Below are 18,055 nucleotides of genomic sequence, written 5' to 3'. Positions count from 1 at the left end.
GCTGCCCTTCTGTGGCGTCGGCGCCACTGCTCCGGTTCCGCGGCGACGCACGCCGCCGTGTCCAGCATGAAGACCGCAGGCCGGGGCTGCCACCTGAGCGGCGCGGGTCAGTCGTGGACGGCGGAACCGGCGGTCAGGTCGTCGTTCCGCGTGATCGCCCTGAGAAGGGACAGTCTGGTGACCACGCCGACGACCTGCCCCTCGTCGAGCACGGGCACGGTCAGAACCTCGTGACGGCTCATCGCGTCGAACAACGCGTCCGCGGGCGTGTCGCGCGCCGCCACCAGCACCGGCTGCGACATCACCTGCCGCACAAGGGGAAACGGCACGCCGTCCCCGCCCCCCAGCGCGTCCTCCCTCGTGACCACGCCCAGGAACACGTGCTGGTCGGCCACCGGCACCACGGACAGGCCGAAGTCGTCCATGAGACCGGCCGCGTGCCGGGCGAAGTCACCGGGCGCCACCGTCACGAATGGACGGACCAGGGCGTCGCCGGCGTTCATCGCGTGGTCTCCGCCAGTGAACGGTCGTTCATCGGGATGACGACGATCGGCGCGTGCGCGTGCCGCACCACGTGCATGCTCGTCGAGCCCAGGACGATCTGCCGGATCCGGTGGTCCGTGCGCGAGGCGACGACCACCATCGCGGCGCCCTCCGAGGCGCGCTCCAGCACGTCCGCCGCGTGGCCGCGCAGGCTCCTGCGCACGATCTCCGGCAGCTCGGTGCGCTGCCGCGACGCGTTCCGGATCGCCTTCTCGATCAGGGTCTCCGACGCGGAACGCACGCGCTGCTCGGTGGTCTCGCTCCAGCCGGTGAGTGCTTCGAAGGTCCACGCGTGCACTACGTGCAGCGGGCAGTCGCGCACGAACGCCTCGTCCAGCGCCCATCGCAGTGCCCGTTCCGACGCGGGCGTCCCGTCGACGCCCACCACGACCGGTTCGCGGCCCATGGCTTCCTCCCTCAGTTCTCGATCTTCGGAGCGCGGACCACGACGACCGGGCACGAGGCGTGGTGCACGCAGTACGAGCTGACCGAGCCGAGGATCGCCTCGACGAGCACGCTGTGCCCGCGGCTGCCGACCACGAGCAGCTCCGCGTCCGCCGACGCCTTCGCGAGCACCTCCCGTGGGTCGCCCTCGACCAGGACCCGGCGGATCTCGACCCCCTCGAACTCCGCCACCGCGGCGTCCAGTCCCCTGCGCGCGGTCTCCTCGACGGCCTGCGGTGACATCGCCAGCAGCACCTCGGCGGGCACCGGCCCGATCATCGCGCCGTAGTCCAGGTGCCACGCCGAGATGACGTCGACCGGGCACCCCCTGCGCCTCGCGTCGTCCACGGCCCACCGCAGTGCCGCCTGCGCGGCGGCTGATCCGTCCACGCCGACCACGACGGGCCGGGATTCGTTCTCGCTCATGCGCTTCAGCCTTCCGGCCGCCGTGGTGGCCGGTGAGTGCCCGGGGTCCCTGGCCGTCCGGGACCTTCGTCCCCGGCGCTCACCACGACCGGGTCCGGAGAGGAGGACTCCCGTTGCCCCGGACAGGGTCTTTGGTCCCTGTAGCGGCCCGGCCGGCTGGGAGATCGTGATCGCGGAACGAGCGAGAAGAGGTGGTCGCGGTGGTGTCGCGAGTCTTCCTGGTGGACGACCACGAGGTCGTCCGCGTCGGGATCAGGGAGTTGCTCAGCGCCTCTCCCGAACTGGAGGTCGTCGGCGAGGCCTCCTCGGTGACCGAGGCGCTCACGATGGTCCCCGCGGCGAACCCCGACGTGGCGGTGCTCGACGTGCGGCTGCCCGACGGCAACGGCATCGAGCTGTGCCGCGAGCTGCGCTCCCGGTTGCCCGCGTTGAACGTCCTGATGCTCACGTCGTTCACCGACGACGAGGCGCTGTTCGACGCCATCATGGCCGGAGCGTCCGGGTTCGTCCTCAAGCGCATCCTCGGCACCGACCTGACCACCGCCGTGCGGACCGTCGCGGCAGGACAGTCCCTTTTGGACGCACGTTCGACGGCGGCGCTGCTCAACCGCATCCGCAGGGAACGCGAGCAGGGCGACCCGGTGCGGGCGCTCACCGAGCAGGAGCGCACCGTCTTCGACCACATCGGTGACGGTCTGACGAACAAGCAGATCGCCGACAGGATGTTCCTCGCCGAGAAGACGGTCAAGAACTACGTCTCGCACCTGCTCGCCAAGCTCGGTCTCGAACGCCGCACGCAGGCCGCCGTGCTGTCCTCGCAGCTGCGCAGGCCGTTGCACGACAACGAGACCGGCTGAGAACGCTCAGTCCAGCGGAACGCGCCACGTCACCCGCGTGCCTCCGCCCGGCTCGCCCGCGACGGTGAGCGCGCCGTTCAGCGCGGCGGCGCGCTGTTCGAGGTTGCGCAGACCACTCCTGGCGACCTCGGGCGGCATGCCGACGCCGTTGTCGACCATCGTGATGATCAGCGCGTCGCCCGCCTCGACGGTGAGCGTCAGCTCCGTCGCCCGCGCGTGGCGCAGCGCGTTGCAGACCGTCTCGCGGACCACGGCCTCGGCGTGGTCGCCGATGCGGTCGGGCACCAGGCTGTCGATGGTGCCCGACATCCGGATCGCGGGACTCACCTCCGCGCCCTCGGTGGCCTCCGCGACGACGTCGAGCAGCCTGCGCCGCAGCCCGGTGTCGCCCGCGTCCGCCTGCAGGTCGAAGATCGAGGTGCGGATCTCCAGCACGGTCTGGTCGAGCTGGCCGACCGCCTTCGCGACCCGCCTGCGGGCCTCCGGGTGCGTCACCCAGGTCAGCGAGCCCTGCAGGCTCATGCCCGTCGCGAACAGACGCTGGATCACGTGGTCGTGCAGGTCCCTGGCGATGCGGTCGCGGTCCTCCAGGACGTCGACCAGCCGCCGGGCCTTCTGGTTCTCGGCGAACTCGATCGCGACCACGGCCTGGTCGGCGAACGACGCCAGCAGCGGCATCAGATCCGCGCCGAACGCCGGTGCGTCCTCGTCCCGCACCGCGAGCAGGACGCCGGTGACGGTGGCACCGGCACGCAGGGGCAACACGGCCGCGGCACCGGTCAGGGCGGGCAGGTCACCCTGCTGCCCGTCCACGCGCTCGGTCGAGGGCGCCAGGTCGCTCTGCTGCCTGTCCACCCGCTCGACCGGGGCTGGCGGGTCGCCCAATTGCCCGTCCACGCGCTCGACCAGCGCCGGCACGTCGCCCTGCTGCCCGTCCACGCGCTCCATCAACGCCGACAGGTCGCCCAACTGCCCGTCCACCCGCTCGATCAGCGCCGGCGCGGCGGTCTCCAGCACCTGGGCGAGGACGGGCGCGTCCGCGGTGAACTCGTCCGGCACGGCGCCGGTTCCCGCCCGCGCGGCCGTGCGAAGCCGGTCTCCGTCCCGCAGCAGCACGACGGCCCACGAGGCGGAGGCCAGTTCGACCGCGCGCTGGGCGATCAGCCGCAGCGCGTCCTCCCCCGTCGCTCCGGTGAGGAGCTGCGCGTTGATCTCCGCGGTCGCTTCGAGCCACCGCTCGCGCATCCGCGACCGTTCGAACAGCCGGGCGTTCTCCACGGCCACGCCCGCCGCGGCCGCGAGGGCCTCCAGCACGACCTCGTCGTCGGCGGTGAAGTCGCCGCCGCCCTTCTTCTCCGTCATGTAGAGGTTGCCGAACACCTCGTCGCGCACCCGCACCGGAACGCCGAGGAAGCTGTGCATCGGCGGGTGGTTCGGGGGAAAGCCGACGGACGCGGCGTGGCCGGACAGGTCGTGCAGGCGGATCGCCCGCGGGTCCTTGATCAGCAGGCCGAGCAGGCCCTTGCCCTCGGGCAGGTGGCCCATGTGCGCACGCGTCTCGGGGTCGATGCCGACGTAGACGAACCGCGAGAGGTTGTGCCGGGAGCCGAGCACGCCCAGCGCTCCGTACCGGGCACCCACGAGCTCCACCGCGGCCTGCACGATGCGCTGCAGGGTGGAGTCCAGCTCCAGGCCGGCGCCGACCGCGAGCACGGCGTCGAGCAGGCTCTGCATCTTGTCCCGCGTCGAACCGATCTCCGCGAGGCGGTCGCGCATCTCGTCGAGCAGGTCGTCGAGCCGCAGGCCGGCGAGCAGGCTGCGGGACGGTCCCTCGTCGGGTTCCACCACGGATGAAGCCTTCCACGCGGCCTGGGCGCCGCCAAGCGGTCCCGGTCAGGTCGGGACCTTGGTCCGTGGGACCGGTGCGCGGGTGCGCGGACAGTGGTGGGACAACACCTTCCAACGGGCAGGACGATGGGGTGAGCAGCAATGGCCGAGGTGACGGCGGCTCTGGGACTGGAACCCGAACAGGTCGAGAGAGCGCTCACGACCGCTTCGCTCGCACCCTCGGTGCACAACACGCAGCCCTGGCGGTTCCTGGTGAGGCACGACCGGATCGAGCTGCACCCCGACGAGACGCGCAGGCTGGCCGCGACCGACCCCGAGGACCGCGAACTGCGGCTGTCCTGCGGCGCGGCCCTGTTCAACCTGCGGATCGCCCTGCAGAGCATGGGTGTGCGGCCACTGGTGTCGGTGCTGCCCGGCCACGACGCGCCCGGTGCTCTCGCCGTGGTGCGGCGGGGAGGCGCCGTGCGGATCGACGCCGAGCACCGGGCCCTGCTCGACGCGGTGCCGCGCAGGCGCACGAACCGCCGTCCGTTCCTCGACGCGGCCGTCGACCCACGCCAGCGGCACGCGCTCGTCCGCGCGGCCGAACTGGAACGCTCGTGGCTGCACGTCGTGACGACGCCGGAAGAGCGGGCGCGGCTCAAGAAGTTCGTCCAGCAGGCGCACGAGATCCAGCTCGGCGACGCGGCGGTGCAGGCCGAGCTCGCGGCCCTCACGGGACACCGGCCCGGCGCCGCCGACGGAGTCCCGCCCGCGTCGGCGGGTGTGCGTCCGGAGACGCAGGACGAGTGGGTGTTCCGCGACTTCCAGGGCCCCGAACGCCTGCCGGGCAAGGACTACGAGTCCGACCCGCTCGTCGTGGTGCTCTGCTCGTACTACGACGGTCCGCTCGGCGACGTGCAGGCGGGCCAGGCGATGCAGCGCGTCCTGCTCACCGCGACCACGCACGGCCTGTCGGCGTCGTTCCTGTCCCAGCCCATCGAGGTGCGCCGCGTCCGCGAGCACCTGCGCCGCGCGCTCGGCGGCATGCTCGTGCCGCAGACCGTGCTGCGCCTGGGTTTCAGCACACCCGTTCCCGCCACGCCACGACGCCCGGTCGCCGACCTGCTGGTCGGTGCCGACGAACGGGCGCCCTGCTGATCAGCTGACGTCACATGAAGAGCGGCAACGGGTTCAGCTCCTCGTACGGGGTCGGGGTGGCGAGCCTGCCGAGCCGCACCGGCACGTCGAACAACCGTCCCGGCGCGAACCGGGACCAGAACCCGCGCAGGCCGGGCACGACCACCTTCACGACGGGCAGTCCGATGTCCGGCCGGGTCTGGTCGAGCACGAACACCTCCAGCCCCGCCTCCTCCACCCGCGCCCGCACGGCCAGCACGTCGGACAGCAGGTCGCCGGACGCGGTGCTCGGGTGGTCCACCGGCGCACCGGACGGCAGCAGGTAGGGCTGGTTCGCCACGGTGGCGGTGGTGAGCCAGCGCCGGAAGTCGGGGTCGTCCCCGCCTCCGTCCGCCAGCACGTCGGGCATCATCTGGTTCATCTCGGTCAGCGCGCGGCGCAGTGCCAGCGCCGGGTCGAGGTGCGCGCCGAAGCCCATCATGATGTCGTCGCGGTCGCCGGAGACCTTGCGGGACAACGCCACCACGACCGGCACGCCCATGTCGGAGGTCAGGTCGAGCGCCCACACCTCGCGGCCGAGGCCCGCGTGCACGGCCCGCAGCGAGTCGATCCACGGGTCGCCGGCCAGTTCCACCGGCGGCTGCGAAGTCCTGTTGTACCACCACAGTGCGGCGGCGTCGCGTTCGACGAGCTCCAGCATCCCCTGCAGGACGGCGTCTTCGAGCGACGAGCCGGCCGCGTTGCCGTTCGAGTCGGCCATGAGCCGCTCGTCCACGTGGCCGCTGAAGTAGAGCAGGCCCGTGGGCAGCAGGCGGTGCTCGTTGCGGGTCAGAGACCACACCGGGGTCCAGTCCATCTCCACGTCGTCGTCGAACGGCGCGCAGACGTGCTGGAAGTCCGCGTGGGCGGCGTTCCAGGCGTCGCGGTCGTCGTACTGGCGCGCGTCGAACAGCAGCACGGTGTCCGGGTGGATCGCCTGGGTGCCGAGCGAGCGGTAGCTGCCGCGCACGCGCGCCTCGTCGCCGTCGGCGTATCCGCTGTGCCGTTCGAGCGCCTCGCACAGCGCGCCGACCTCGGCGTCCAGCGGGGTGACGCCCTTGCCGCCGTTGTGCGAGCGCAGGGCCGCGCGCAGGTCGGCCGCGCCGCGGTTGCCGACGGCGAGGTTGGGGCCGGAGCGGAAGGCGTTGAAGAACGCGGGGCCGCGGTCGTCGCGAACGAGGTCCTTCACCACCCCGGTCACGGGGCTGACCAGGTGGCGGTAGGCCGACAGCACCTCCTCGGGCGACGCGGAGCGGTGTCCTCCGCCCGTGGTGTGTGCCTTCGGGCGCGAGACCAGCTCCACCGGCCGCCAGGCCCGTTCCCTCATCAGGGAGGGGTCGCCGCACGACCGGCACTGCGGGCGAGCGGAGACGGAGTGCCTGCGGCCCGTGAGGTCGCGGCTGTCGAACGTCCACAGGGCCCGCTGACCGTCGTACCGGTGCCCGGCGACCCACTTGGCCGCCTCCAGGGCAACCAGGTTCAGCGCGATCGCCCGCAGCGGCTCAAAGCCGACCTGTGCGCGGGGAACCGCACCCGGCAGGCCCAGGGCGTCGCGCACGTGGGCCTCGGCGGCCCGGTTCGCCCACAGCCGGTGGGCGAGGCAGTGGTAGCAGGGACCGGAGCCCGGCGTGAAGAACGGGCCGATGGACACCTTGGCGCCGACCGGCTTGGCCAGCAGCCACGGGCGGTCTGCCGCACGCAGCTTCGCGTCCACTTCGGACAGTCCGTCGGCCAGGACGTCGGACACCAGCACCACGGTCAGCGCGCCGTCGCCCTCGGTGATCGGGGGCAGCTCGGCGTCGACGCCGAGGGTGATCACGTCGACGTCGGGTGTGCCCGCGGGGTCGACGCCCAGCGCGTCCCAGTACGGCGAGCCGGACGTGCGCAGTCCGACGAGGCCACCGCGCGCGAGCGCGGACAGCAGACCGGCGGCGTGTTCGGGTGCCGCGTCGAAGTCACGACGCACGGCGGCGAGGTCCCGGCTGCCGTCCAGCAGCGGGGCGAGAGCTTCGACGTGGGGGCCGCGCAACGCGGTGGTGTCCTCCTCGGAGAACACGTACACCGCGTCGCCCGGTACCACCTCGGCACGCAGGTGCCGCTTGAACCCGATGTGGTGCGACGTCACGCCGGGACAGCGACGCGGCAGGTGCCGGTCGCCGCGACGCGACAGCTGGTCCAGGCGACGGCAGGACGCCCGGTCGTGGTGCTCCACCCGACCGCCGGACGCCCGGTGATGGTGCTCCACCCGACGGCGGGACGCCCGGTGGTGGTGCTCCAGCCGACGGCCGCGTTGCCGTCCACGTCGGCACCGTCGAACGTGTCGACCATCAGCCCGGTCTCCGCGCTCGGCACGACGCCGAAGACCTGCTCGAGCTCAGCGGTGAAGTCCTTCATGACAGATTCCCCTTCCCCAGACGGACATCCCCATCCTGAGGTCGGGGTGATCACCCCGACCAGGTCACGAACCGTTCTTCTGTGACCGGTCGGGCGGCTAGGTTGGCTCTGTGGCAGATCAGTTCGCCGCCTTGGTCCGCCACCACCGCAGGCGCGCCGGGCTGACCCAGGAGTCGCTCGCCGCGCGGTCGGGGATCTCGGTCAGCACGATCCGCGGCGTCGAGACGGGCAGGCGCACCAACCCCCAGGTCAGCTCGATCAGACAGCTGGCGCGGGCGCTCGGGCTGGCACCGGCTGAGGAGGAGGAACTGCTGGTCGCGGCCGGCGGCACTCCCCCGGCGGACCGGCCGGTGCCCCGCCAGCTGCCCGCCGCTCCCGCCGGGTTCACCGGCCGCGCACCGGAACTGGCGCTGCTGGACGCGGCGTCGCGTGAGGTGCCCGTCGTGGTGTGGGCGCTCGGCGGCACCGGGAAGACCGCGCTGGTGCTGCGCTGGGCCCACGAGCAGACCGGCCGGTTCCCCGACGGCCAGCTCCACGTGGACCTCCGCGGTTTCGGCCCCGACGCGAACCCGGTGCTGCCCGCGGACGTCCAGCACGCGTTCCTGACCGCGCTGGGTGTCGGCGCCGACGCGATCCCCGCGGGCGAGCAGGAGCGGTCCGCGCTCTACCGCAGCGTCACCGCGGACCGGCGGTTGCTGCTGGTGCTCGACAACGCGGCCGACTCGGACCAGGTGGTGCCGTTGCTGCCGGGCGGCTCGTCCTGCGCCGTGGTGGTGACCAGCCGCCGGGCGCTGACCGCGCTGGTCGCGACGCACGCGGCCGTCTCGCTGCCCCTCGGCGTGCTGTCCGGCGACGAGGCTCGCGCCCTGCTCACCGCCCGGCTGGGCGAGGCCCGCGTGGCCGCCGAGCCGGACGCGGTGACCGCGGTGGTCGAGCACTGCGCCGGACTGCCGCTGGCCCTGGCGATCACCGCCGCCCGCGCCAGTGTGCGCCCCGACGTACCGCTGGGGTGGATCGCCGACGAGCTGCGCGACCACTCGGCGCGGTTGGACGCCCTCGACACCGACGAGGCGGGGATCAGCCTGCGGGCCGTGCTGTCCTGGTCGTTCGACGCGCTGAGCCCTGAGGCCGCCGAGCTGGCGGGCCTGCTGGCGCTCGCCCCCGCCGCGGACCTCGGCGCGCCGGCGGTGGAGGCCCTCGGCCCGGTGCCCGCCCGGCGGCGGCTGGCCGAGCTGGAGACCGCGAGCCTGGTGGGACGCTCCGCCGGAGGCCGGTACCGGATGCACGACCTCGTGCGGCTCTACGCGCGCGAACGGGCGTTGGAGCTCATCCCCGAGCAGGCACGCCGTGACGCGCTGAGCCGGTTGGTCGACTTCTACCTGCACACGGCGTTGCCCCTGGCGACGTCACTCGCCCCGCACATCCCGCCGATCGACCTGGATCCGCCCGCGCCCGGCGTCCGCCCGCTGACCGGGGCCGACGCGCTGACCTGGTTCGACGCCGAACACACCGCGCTGGTGCACGCGCAGCGGGCTGCCGAACGGCAGGGCTGGCACGCCCGCGTCTGGCAGCTGGCGTGGGTGCTGAACACCTACCACTACCGCGCCGACCGGATGGACGGCCAGCGCCGGACGTGGCAACGCGGACTCGCGGCAGCGCGACGGCTCGGCGACCCGCTGCTGCTGGGCAAGGCGCACCGCCTGCTCGGCGACGCGTGCGCGCGACTGCGCCTGCCCGAGGCGTTCGACCACCTCCACGCGGCGCTGGCGATCGTCGAGCAGGGTGACGACCTCGACGAACGCGCGCACACCCACCGTTCGATCACGGTGGCGTGGGCGGAGCTGGGCGACCACGAACGCGCCCTGGAGCACGCGACCAAGGCCCTGGAGCTCTTCCGGGCGTCGGGGTTCACCGCCCGCGAGGCCGAGGCGTTGAACGCGGTCGGCTGGCACACCGCCCGCCTCGGCCGCTTCGCCGAGGCGCTCCCGCTGTGCCTGCGCGCGTTGGAGATGTGCCGCGGACTGCGCCACCAGAGCGCCGCCGAGGCCTCGACCCTGGAGGACCTCGCGTTCATCTACCGGCACACCGACCGGCCCGCGGACGCCGCCGAGCACTACCGCGCGAGCGCCGCCGTGTGGAACGGGCTCGGCGACCGCGGCCACGAGGCGGAGTCGTTGCGCGCGCTCGGCGAGGTCCTGCTCGACCTCGGTGAGGCCGACGAGGCGCGCCGGACGTGGCTGCGCGCCCTGGACCTGGCGCGGACCGGCCACCGCGCCGCGAAGGTCGCGCGGCTGGAGGACCTGATCTCCGGACTCCCGCAGGCGACGTCGCCCGTGAAGCCTCCACGCCGCTGACACCCGACCACGACATACCGCTCGTTTCCCCCGGACATGATCGGCACGGTAACCGCACCGCGTCCGTCCGCACGGCGCAGTTGCCCACCGGTCGGCTCAGGGCTGGAAGCGGTAGCCCATCCCGGGTTCGGTGATCAGGTGCCTGGGTTGTGAGGGGTTCTTCTCCAGTTTCCGCCGCAACTGCGCCATGTACACCCGCAGGTACTGGGTCTCGTTGAGGTGCTTGGGACCCCACACCTCCTGCAGGAGCTGCTTCTGCGACACCAGCCGGTCCGGGTTGCGGGCGAGGATCTCCAGGATTCCCCACTCGGTCGGCGTCAGGTGCACCTCCCGGTCGCCGCGGTGCACGCGTTTGACCGTGAAGTCCACGGTGAAGGTCGACGTCCGCACGACCGGTTCGTCCGGGGCGTGCACGGCGGTGGCCTTCCTGCGCACGGCGGCGCGCAGCCGGGCCAGGAGCTCGTCCATGCCGAACGGTTTGGTGACGTAGTCGTCGGCTCCCGCGTCGAGCGCCTCGACCTTGGCGGTGGAGTCGCCGCGCGCGGACAGCACGATGATCGGCGTCGTGGACCAGCCGCGCAGGCCCGCGATCACGTCCACGCCGTCGATGTCGGGCAGGCCGAGGTCGAGCACGACCACGTCGGGTTTGCCCTCGACCGCGATGCTCAGCGCGGTCCTGCCGTCGTACGCGGTCATGACGTCGTAGCCGCGGGCGCTGAGGTTGATCCTGAGCGCCCGGACGATCTGCGGTTCGTCGTCGACCACCAGCACTGAGGTCATCGGCTGTTCTCCTTGTGCACCGGCAACGAGATGACGACCGTCAGCCCGCCGCCAGGGGTGTCCTCGGCGGTGATCTCGCCGCCCATCGCGCCGGTGAACCCCTTGGCCACGCTCAGCCCCAGGCCGACGCCGGGCGTGGCGTCGCGGTCGCCGAGGCGCTGGAACGGGGTGAAGACACCGGCGAGCGCCTTCTTGTGCAGGCCGGGGCCGTGGTCGACGACCCGCAGCTCCACGTGCTCGCCGTGGGTGCTGGCGCGGATGGCGACCTCCGGTTCGTCCTGGGTGATCCGGCCGTCGCCGTCCACGTCGACGCTGCGGCGCGGCGACATCCGGCCGTGGCGCAGCGCGTTGTCGATGACGTTGGCCACGACCCGTTCGAGCAGGCCGATGTCCGCGTCCACGGGAGGCAGGTCCTCGTCCACGTCGACCGTAACCGCGCGCCGTTCGTCCACAGCGGACAACGCTCTGGCGACGACCTCGTAGTAGCCGACCGGGCGCATGATCGGCGCGACGGAACCGGTGGCGAGGCGTGAGGAGTCGAGCAGGTTGTCCACCAGTCCGTTGAGGCGGTCGGCGGACTCCTCCACGGTCTCCATGAGCTCGGAAGTGTCCTCCTCGGACAGTCTCAGGTCGCGGTCGCGCAGGCTGCCGATCGCGGCCTTGATCGACGTCAGCGGGGTCCGCAGGTCGTGCCCGACGCCCGAGAGCAGGGCGGTGCGCAGCTCGGTCGTCTCGACCTTGCGCTGGGCGTCCCTGGTCTCCTCCGCCATGCGCTGCTGCCGCAACGCCATCAGGGCCTGGCCTGCGGCCGCCTCCAGCACGCGCTGGTCGCTCGCGGGCAGGGTTCTGCCCCTCAAGGCCAGGTGGATGTCGGAGGTGACGGCGATGTCGGCGTCGGCCTCGTCCGGGTCGTCGCACGGGCGCGCGCCGACGCACGCGACGCGTTCCCAGTCCGCGCCCCGCTTCTCCAGCAGGGCCACCGACTCCAGGCCGAAGTTCTCCCTGATCTTCTCCAGCAGCCGTGCCAGCGGGTACGGGCTGGTGAGCACCGTGCGGGAGTACGAGGCGAGCAACGCCGCCTCCGTGCGGGCGCGAGCACCCTGCTCCCCCAGCCGTGCCGCCCGGTCGACCACGAGGGCGACGATCGTCGCCACGATCACCATGGCCACCAGCGTGATCACGTTCTCGGGCGAGTTGACCGCGAGGCTGTAGTAGGGCTCGGTGAAGAAGTAGTTGAGCAGTCCGGCGCCCAGGAACGCGCTGACCAGCGCCGGTCCCAGTCCACCGACCAACGCGACCGCGCAGGTGGCGAGCAGGAACCCGGACAGCTCGGTGGAGTAGGTGACGTCGTCGCGCCAGAACAGGCCCAGCACGGTGGTCAGCCCCGGCAGCAGCACCGACGCCGCCCAGCCCGCGGCCTGCCGCGAGGGGCTCAGCGCGTTGCGGCCGATCTTCCAGCGCAGGCCGCGGTGCGACTCGTCGTGCGTGACCATGTGGACGTCGATCGCGCCGGACTCCTGCACGACCGAGGCGCCGATGCCCTCGTCGAACGCCCGCGCGAGCCGCGACCTGCGCGAGGTGCCCAGCACGAGCTGGGTGGCGTTGACCCCCCGTGCGAACTCCAGCAGCGCCGTCGGCACGTCGTCCCCGACGACCTGGTGGAACGTCGCTCCGAGGTCCTCGGCGATCCTGCGGCACTTCGCGATCAGCTCGGGCGTCGCGCCGGTGAGCCCGTCACCGCGCATCACGTGCACCACGAGCAGTTCGGCGCCGGCCCGCAACGCGATCCGCCTGGCGCGGCGGATGAGCGTCTCGCTCTCCGGCCCGCCGGTCACCGACACGACGACTCGTTCGCGCGTCTCCCACGTGTCGGTGATCCGCTGTTCGCTCCGGTAGCGCTGCAGGGCGACGTCGACCTGGTCGGCCACCCACAGCAACGCCAGTTCCCGCAACGCCGTCAGGTTGCCGACCCGGAAGTAGTTGCCCAGCGCGGCATCGATCTTGTGCGCGGCGTAGACGTTGCCGTGCGCGAGCCTGCGCCGCAGAGCCTCAGGCGTGATGTCGACCAGTTCGAGCTGGTCTGCCCTGCGCACCACCTCGTCCGGCACCGTTTCGCGTTGCTGGACACCGGTGATGCGCTGGACGACGTCGTTGAGCGACTCCAGGTGCTGGACGTTGACCGTGGACAGGACGTCGATGCCCGCGTCGAGCAGTTCCTCGACGTCCTGCCAGCGCTTGGCGTTGCGCGAGCCGGGCACGTTGGTGTGCGCCAGCTCGTCCACGACCGCGACCTCGGGCGCACGAGCGAGCAGGGCGTCGACGTCCATCTCGGAGAAGTCGACGCCGCGGTGCCGGGACTCCCTGCGCGGCACGATCTCCAGTCCGTCCAGCAGGTTCCGCGTCTTCTCCCTGCCGTGCGTCTCGACGAGGCCCACGACCACGTCGGTGCCGCGCTCCCGGCGCCGGTGAGCCTCGCCGAGCATGGCGAAGGTCTTGCCGACACCGGGAGCGGCACCGAGGTAGATCCTCAGCTCGCCGCGGCGACGCTCAGGCGGCGTCGAGGGCACGGTTGAGCGCCGTCACGTTGACGGTCGTGGTGAACGTGCCTTCGGTCGCGGCGGCCACCAGTTCCTTCACCTTCTCCACCGGCAGACCGGAAGCCTTGGCCACGCGCGGGATCTGGATCTCCGCGTAGGCCGGGCTGATGTGCGGGTCCAGGCCCGAGGCAGATGCGGTGACCGCGTCCTGCGGCACCTGGTCCTCCGGCACGCCTTCGCGCTGCGCGATCTCCGTGCGGCGTTCGTCGACGACCTTGGTGTAGTCCTCGTTGATCTCGCTCTTGTTCGAGCCACCGGACGCGGGCAGCGTCGCGGCGGACGGGCGCGGCACGAAGTACTTGTCGCCCTCTCGTGCCACCGCGACCAGGGTCGTGTCGGTGGCCTCGGCGTTGGCGTGCAGGCCGGGGACGCGGGAGACGCCCCACACCACGGCCGGGTAGGCCACGCCGAGGATCACGGTCAGCGCCAGCAGGATGCGGAGCCCTGCCCACGCCTGTTTGAAGAAGTTGTCCATTGGTTCAGCCGATCCCGGGGATGAGTCGCACGAGCAGGTCGATCAGCCAGATCCCGGCGAACGGTGTGACCACACCGCCGAGGCCGTAGATCAGCAGGTTGCGCCGCAGCAGCGCGCTGGCGCTGGACGGCCGGTACCGGACTCCCTTGAGCGCCAGCGGGATCAGCGCCACGATCACCAGGGCGTTGAAGATCACCGCGGACAGGATCGCGGACTGCGGCGTGGCCAGGCGCATGACGTTGAGCTTGTCCAGCGCCGGGTAGATCGCCGCGAACATGGCCGGCAGGATCGCGAAGTACTTCGCCAGGTCGTTCGCCACGGAGAACGTCGTCAGCGCACCGCGCGTGATCAGCAGCTGCTTGCCGATCTCCACGATCTCGATGAGCTTGGTCGGGTCCGAGTCGAGGTCGACCATGTTGCCGGCCTCCTTCGCGGCCGACGTGCCCGTGTTCATCGCGACGCCGACGTCCGCCTGGGCCAGCGCGGGCGCGTCGTTCGTGCCGTCACCGGTCATCGCGACGAGTCGCCCGCCCTCCTGCTCCTTGCGGATGAGGGCCATCTTGTCCTCGGGCTTGGCCTCGGCCAGGAAGTCGTCCACGCCGGCCTCGCCCGCGATGGCCCTGGCGGTCAACGGGTTGTCGCCCGTGACCATGACCGTCCGGATGCCCATGGCGCGCAGCTCGGCGAACCGTTCCTTCATGCCGGGCTTCACGACGTCCGAGAGCCGGATGATGCCCAGCACCACGTCGTTCTCGGCCACGACGAGCGGCGTGCCGCCGTCGGCGCTGATCTCGTCCACGATCTCGCGGGCGGTGTCGGTCAGCTCGAACGCGGACGCGGCTCCCTTGCGGATGCTGCGGTCGCCGAGGTCGATGCCGGACATGCGGGTCTGCGCCGTGAACGGCACGAACTCGCCGGTCTTCTCGTGGTCGGTGGCGGGTTCACCGCCCGCCAGTTCGAGGATGCTGCGGCCTTCCGGGGTGTCGTCGGCGAGGCTCGCCAGCCGTGCGGCCGCGACCAGTTCCTCCTCGGACGTCGGTCCGACGGGGATGAACTCCGTCGCGCGCCGGTTGCCCCAGGTGATCGTGCCGGTCTTGTCCAGCAGCAACGTGTCGATGTCGCCGGCCGCCTCCACGGCCTTGCCCGACGTCGCCAGCACGTTGCGCTGCACCAGCCGGTCCATGCCCGCGATGCCGATGGCGGACAGCAGCGCGCCGATCGTCGTCGGGATCAGGCAGACCAGCAGCGCGGTCAGCACGATCACCGACTGCTCGCCGCCGGAGTAGATCGCGAACGGCTGCAGCGCCACGACCGCGAGCAGGAAGATGATCGTCAGCGTGGACAGCAGGATCGTCAGCGCGATCTCGTTCGGCGTCTTCTGCCGTTCCGCGCCTTCGACCAGGGCGATCATCCGGTCCACGAAGGACTCGCCGGGCTTGGTCGTGATCCGCACGACGATCCGGTCCGACAACACGGTCGTGCCACCCGTGACCGCGCAACGGTCACCGCCGGACTCGCGGATGACCGGCGCGGACTCCCCTGTGATCGCCGACTCGTCGACGGTCGCGATGCCCTCGACCACGTCGCCGTCGCCGGGGATCACCTCGCCGGCCTCGACCACGACCAGGTCACCGATCTTGAGCTCGGTTCCGGCGACGACGTCACCGTTCACGAGCCGCGCGACGGCGTCCTTCTTGGTCCTGCGCAACGACTCGGCCTGAGCCTTGCCGCGACCTTCCGCGACGGCCTCGGCGAGGTTCGCGAACAGGACCGTGAACCACAGCCACAGCGTGACCGCGATGCTGAAGACGCTGGGCTCGACGACCGCGAAGAACGTGACCAGCAGCGAGCCGACCCAGACGACGAACATGACCGGGTTGCGCAGCTGGTGGCGCGGGTCGAACTTGCGCAGCGCGTCCGGGAACGACTTGAGCAGCTGCTTGGGGTCGAAGACGCCGGCACCGACCTGGTGGCCGGGGTTCTCGGCGTGCCGGTCGCGGAGCTCTTCCGGAGTCCGCTGAAGAGTGCTGGTCACAGCAGTGCCTCCGCGATGGGACCGAGTGCAAGGGCGGGAACGAACGTCAGCGCGGCGACCAGCACGATGCTGGCCCCGAGCAGGGTGGCGAACAGCGGGCCGGTGGTGGGCAGCGTGCCCGCCGTGACCGGCACCTTCTTCTGCGCCGCAAGGGATCCGGCGAGCGCGAGCACCGCGATGATCGGGACGAACCGGCCGAACAGCATGCACAGGCCGAGCGAGGACTGGAACCAGTCGCTGGTGACCGTGATGCCGCCGAACGCGCTGCCGTTGTTGTTCGACGCCGACGCGTAGGCGTAGAGGATCTCCGACAGCCCGTGCTCGCCGGGGTTGTTCAGAACCCCTTGCGTGCTCGGCAGGATCGCGGCGATGCCCGCGCCGATCAGCACCACGGTCGGCATGGCGAGAATCGACACCGCCGCCGCCGTGACCTCCCTGCGGCCGAGCTTCTTGCCCAGGTACTCGGGCGTGCGGCCGACCATCAGGCCTGCCAGGAACATCGCGATGATCGCCATCACCAGGATGCTGTACAGCCCCGTGCCGACCCCGCCCGGCGTCATCTCGCCGAACAGCATGTTCAGCAACGTGCCGCCGCCACCGAGACCGGTGAAGCTGTCGTGCCACGAGTTGACCGCGCCGGTCGACGTACCGGTCGTCGAGTTCGCGAACAGGGCGCTGCCGGCGACGCCGAACCGGAGTTCCTTGCCCTCCAACGGCCTCAGGCCGCTCGCCTCCGCACCCCAGATGACCGCGAGCATCGCCGTCCAGATGGTGCCCATGACGCCCAGCAGCACGTAACCCTGCTTCGTCTGGCCGACCATCCGGCCGAACGTGCGGGTCAGCGCCACGGGGATCACCAGCAGCAGGAAGATCTCGACGAGGTTCGACCACTCGTTCGGGTTCTCGAACGGGTGCGCCGAGTTCGCGTTCAGCACGCCACCACCGTTGGTGCCGAGCTCCTTGATGGCCTCCTGCGATGCGACGGGCGCGTTCGCGACGGTCTGGCCGTCCACGTCCACACCGGACTTGAGGCTCATCGTGACACCCAGTGCGATCAGCACGATCGCGAAGACGAACGCCAGCGGCAGCAGGATCCGGAGCGTGCCGCGGGTGAGGTCGACCCAGAAGTTGCCGAGCCGGTCCGTCTGGTGCCGCACGAATCCGCGGATCAATGCGACGGCGACGGACAGGCCCACCGCGGCCGACACGAAGTTCTGCACGGACAGGCCGATCATCTGGACCGTGTGGCCCATGACGGCTTCCGGCACGTACGACTGCCAGTTCGTGTTGGTCACGAAGCTGATCGCCGTGTTGAACGACATGCCCTCCGGCACGTTGCCGCGGTCGAAGCCGAACGGTAAGACGCTCTGGATCCGCTGGATCACGTAGAGGAACACGATGCCGACGAACGAGAAGCCCAGCACGCCGTACGCGTAGGTGCTCCACTTCTGCTCGGCGTCGGGGTCGATGCGGGCGAAGCGGTAGATCGCCAGCTCGACCTTCGAGTGCTTCTGCTTCTCGGCTTCCCGGACGCGGAAGACGCGCGCCATGTAGTCGCCGAGAGGCCGGTACACGACCGCCAGGGCCGCGACGAGGATGCCGACCTGCAGAAGGCCGGCCACGAGGGGTGACATCAGAACTTCTCCGGCCGGACGAGTGCGATGAACAGGTAGACGATCAACGCCAGGGCGAGGACGCCCGCGACGACGTTCGCGATCAGACCGGTGCCGCTCACAGCTTCTCCAGTCCGCGCACGGTGAGCCCCAGCACGAGGAAGCTCACGATCAGCAGCAACGCGTAGGCCAGGTCGGCCATGACGCGCTCCCTTCCGACGACACGATGTGACCCTTACGGGCGACAGCGTGCATCACGGAAACCTGCTGGTCAGCGCGCTCTGACAGCACCTTGACACCCGTGGTGGGTTCCTTGACGGGATCTTTACGGGGAGCGATCCGGGTCTCACCCGATGGGGGTCCTGGAGGGTTACGCGATGTGATCTGGGCGACCCGGCGGGATCGCGTTCACGCGGCAGCACGAACAGCGCGGGGGGGGCCCGCCCGAGCGCCCACGGGCGCCCCCCCCCAATGCCCCCCCGCCACCCCCGCCCCCAACCCCCCCCACAAAAAAAACCCACGCCACAAAAC

Annotated in this window: 15 protein-coding genes; 3 read left to right on the top strand and 12 right to left on the bottom strand. The window is 71.4% G+C overall.

Going from position 1 to position 18,055, the window contains the following annotated elements; translation table 11 throughout:
- Nucleotides 1-107: 107 nt before the first annotated feature.
- From ACFWN2_RS02375 to ACFWN2_RS02365, 3 genes are read right to left on the bottom strand one after another with little or no spacing between them, the layout of a single operon-like run.
- Nucleotides 108-503, bottom strand: coding sequence for an HPP family protein (locus ACFWN2_RS02375; protein WP_382424353.1), 396 nt, complete (start codon nt 501-503; stop codon nt 108-110).
- Nucleotides 500-949, bottom strand: coding sequence for a universal stress protein (locus ACFWN2_RS02370; protein ID WP_382424351.1), 450 nt, complete (start codon nt 947-949; stop codon nt 500-502). The genes ACFWN2_RS02375 and ACFWN2_RS02370 overlap by 4 nt, the downstream gene beginning before the upstream one ends.
- 11 nt (nt 950-960) lie before the next feature.
- The gene (locus tag ACFWN2_RS02365; protein WP_382424350.1) at nt 961-1,413 is read right to left on the bottom strand and encodes a universal stress protein; all 453 of its coding nucleotides are present in this window, start codon (nt 1,411-1,413) and stop codon (nt 961-963) included.
- 200 nt (nt 1,414-1,613) lie between these two features.
- Between ACFWN2_RS02365 and ACFWN2_RS02360 the strand changes: the two genes are divergently transcribed.
- Nucleotides 1,614-2,270 carry a response regulator gene (locus ACFWN2_RS02360; protein WP_382424348.1) on the top strand — a complete coding sequence of 219 codons (657 nt, stop codon included), beginning with the start codon at nt 1,614-1,616 and terminating at the stop codon, nt 2,268-2,270.
- A 6-nt stretch (nt 2,271-2,276) separates the two neighbouring features.
- Here ACFWN2_RS02360 and ACFWN2_RS02355 read toward each other — a convergent pair whose 3' ends face one another.
- Nucleotides 2,277-4,118, bottom strand: coding sequence for a GAF domain-containing protein (locus ACFWN2_RS02355; RefSeq protein ID WP_382424347.1), 1,842 nt, complete (start codon nt 4,116-4,118; stop codon nt 2,277-2,279).
- A 141-nt stretch (nt 4,119-4,259) separates the two neighbouring features.
- Between ACFWN2_RS02355 and ACFWN2_RS02350 the strand changes: the two genes are divergently transcribed.
- A complete protein-coding gene (locus ACFWN2_RS02350; protein ID WP_382424345.1) occupies nt 4,260-5,258 on the top strand; it encodes an Acg family FMN-binding oxidoreductase in 999 nt (332 codons plus the stop codon).
- A gap of 10 nt (nt 5,259-5,268) precedes the next feature.
- Here the strand turns inward: ACFWN2_RS02350 and ACFWN2_RS02345 are convergent, their stop codons facing one another.
- Together ACFWN2_RS02345 and ACFWN2_RS02340 are read right to left on the bottom strand one after the other, a co-directional pair.
- On the bottom strand, nt 5,269-7,401 hold the full coding sequence (locus ACFWN2_RS02345) for a TOMM precursor leader peptide-binding protein (RefSeq protein WP_382424343.1): 2,133 nt from the start codon (nt 7,399-7,401) through the stop codon (nt 5,269-5,271).
- On the bottom strand, nt 7,398-7,670 hold the full coding sequence (locus tag ACFWN2_RS02340; protein ID WP_382424342.1) for a hypothetical protein: 273 nt from the start codon (nt 7,668-7,670) through the stop codon (nt 7,398-7,400). The genes ACFWN2_RS02345 and ACFWN2_RS02340 overlap by 4 nt, the downstream gene beginning before the upstream one ends.
- Before the next feature lie 110 nt (nt 7,671-7,780).
- Here ACFWN2_RS02340 and ACFWN2_RS02335 point away from each other — a divergent pair, with 110 nt between their 5' ends.
- Nucleotides 7,781-10,024: an ATP-binding protein gene (locus ACFWN2_RS02335; protein WP_382424341.1), complete on the top strand. Its 2,244-nt coding sequence runs from the start codon at nt 7,781-7,783 to the stop codon at nt 10,022-10,024.
- A gap of 96 nt (nt 10,025-10,120) precedes the next feature.
- Here ACFWN2_RS02335 and ACFWN2_RS02330 read toward each other — a convergent pair whose 3' ends face one another.
- The 6 genes from ACFWN2_RS02330 to kdpF are packed head-to-tail and all read right to left on the bottom strand — an operon-like array spanning nt 10,121 to nt 17,646.
- Entirely contained in the window at nt 10,121-10,804 is a 684-nt protein-coding gene (locus tag ACFWN2_RS02330; protein WP_382424339.1) for a response regulator, read from the bottom strand.
- Nucleotides 10,801-13,371, bottom strand: a complete 2,571-nt coding sequence (locus tag ACFWN2_RS02325) for a DUF4118 domain-containing protein (RefSeq protein ID WP_382424337.1) — start codon at nt 13,369-13,371, stop codon at nt 10,801-10,803. Before ACFWN2_RS02325 ends, ACFWN2_RS02330 begins: the two co-directional genes overlap by 4 nt.
- Nucleotides 13,352-13,876, bottom strand: a complete 525-nt coding sequence (locus tag ACFWN2_RS02320; protein ID WP_382424335.1) for a potassium-transporting ATPase subunit C — start codon at nt 13,874-13,876, stop codon at nt 13,352-13,354. Before ACFWN2_RS02320 ends, ACFWN2_RS02325 begins: the two co-directional genes overlap by 20 nt.
- 4 nt (nt 13,877-13,880) lie before the next feature.
- Nucleotides 13,881-15,911, bottom strand: coding sequence for a potassium-transporting ATPase subunit KdpB (gene kdpB, locus ACFWN2_RS02315; RefSeq protein WP_382424333.1), 2,031 nt, complete (start codon nt 15,909-15,911; stop codon nt 13,881-13,883).
- Nucleotides 15,908-17,545, bottom strand: a complete 1,638-nt coding sequence (gene kdpA / locus ACFWN2_RS02310; protein WP_382424332.1) for a potassium-transporting ATPase subunit KdpA — start codon at nt 17,543-17,545, stop codon at nt 15,908-15,910. The genes kdpB and kdpA overlap by 4 nt, the downstream gene beginning before the upstream one ends.
- Nucleotides 17,545-17,646, bottom strand: a complete 102-nt coding sequence (gene kdpF, locus ACFWN2_RS02305; protein ID WP_382424330.1) for a K(+)-transporting ATPase subunit F — start codon at nt 17,644-17,646, stop codon at nt 17,545-17,547. Before kdpF ends, kdpA begins: the two co-directional genes overlap by 1 nt.
- Between the last annotated feature and the right edge of the window lie 409 nt (nt 17,647-18,055).

This window comes from Lentzea sp. NPDC058436 (assembly GCF_042721515.1).
GTDB lineage: Bacteria > Actinomycetota > Actinomycetes > Mycobacteriales > Pseudonocardiaceae > Lentzea.
The sequence above is the reverse complement of the archived record's forward strand: the minus strand, read 5'-3'. Positions and strand labels throughout refer to the sequence as shown.

Excerpts from the sequence above, each read along its gene's own strand:
- ACFWN2_RS02320 (WP_382424335.1), bottom strand. The coding sequence starts at position 13,876 with ATGGACAACTTCTTCAAACAGGCGTGGGCAGGGCTCCGCATCCTGCTG.
- ACFWN2_RS02370 (WP_382424351.1), bottom strand. The coding sequence starts at position 949 with ATGGGCCGCGAACCGGTCGTGGTGGGCGTCGACGGGACGCCCGCGTCG.
- ACFWN2_RS02375 (WP_382424353.1), bottom strand. The coding sequence starts at position 503 with ATGAACGCCGGCGACGCCCTGGTCCGTCCATTCGTGACGGTGGCGCCC.
- ACFWN2_RS02350 (WP_382424345.1), top strand. The coding sequence starts at position 4,260 with ATGGCCGAGGTGACGGCGGCTCTGGGACTGGAACCCGAACAGGTCGAG.
- ACFWN2_RS02365 (WP_382424350.1), bottom strand. The coding sequence starts at position 1,413 with ATGAGCGAGAACGAATCCCGGCCCGTCGTGGTCGGCGTGGACGGATCA.
- ACFWN2_RS02340 (WP_382424342.1), bottom strand. The coding sequence starts at position 7,670 with ATGAAGGACTTCACCGCTGAGCTCGAGCAGGTCTTCGGCGTCGTGCCG.
- ACFWN2_RS02330 (WP_382424339.1), bottom strand. The coding sequence starts at position 10,804 with ATGACCTCAGTGCTGGTGGTCGACGACGAACCGCAGATCGTCCGGGCG.
- kdpA (WP_382424332.1), bottom strand. The coding sequence starts at position 17,545 with ATGTCACCCCTCGTGGCCGGCCTTCTGCAGGTCGGCATCCTCGTCGCG.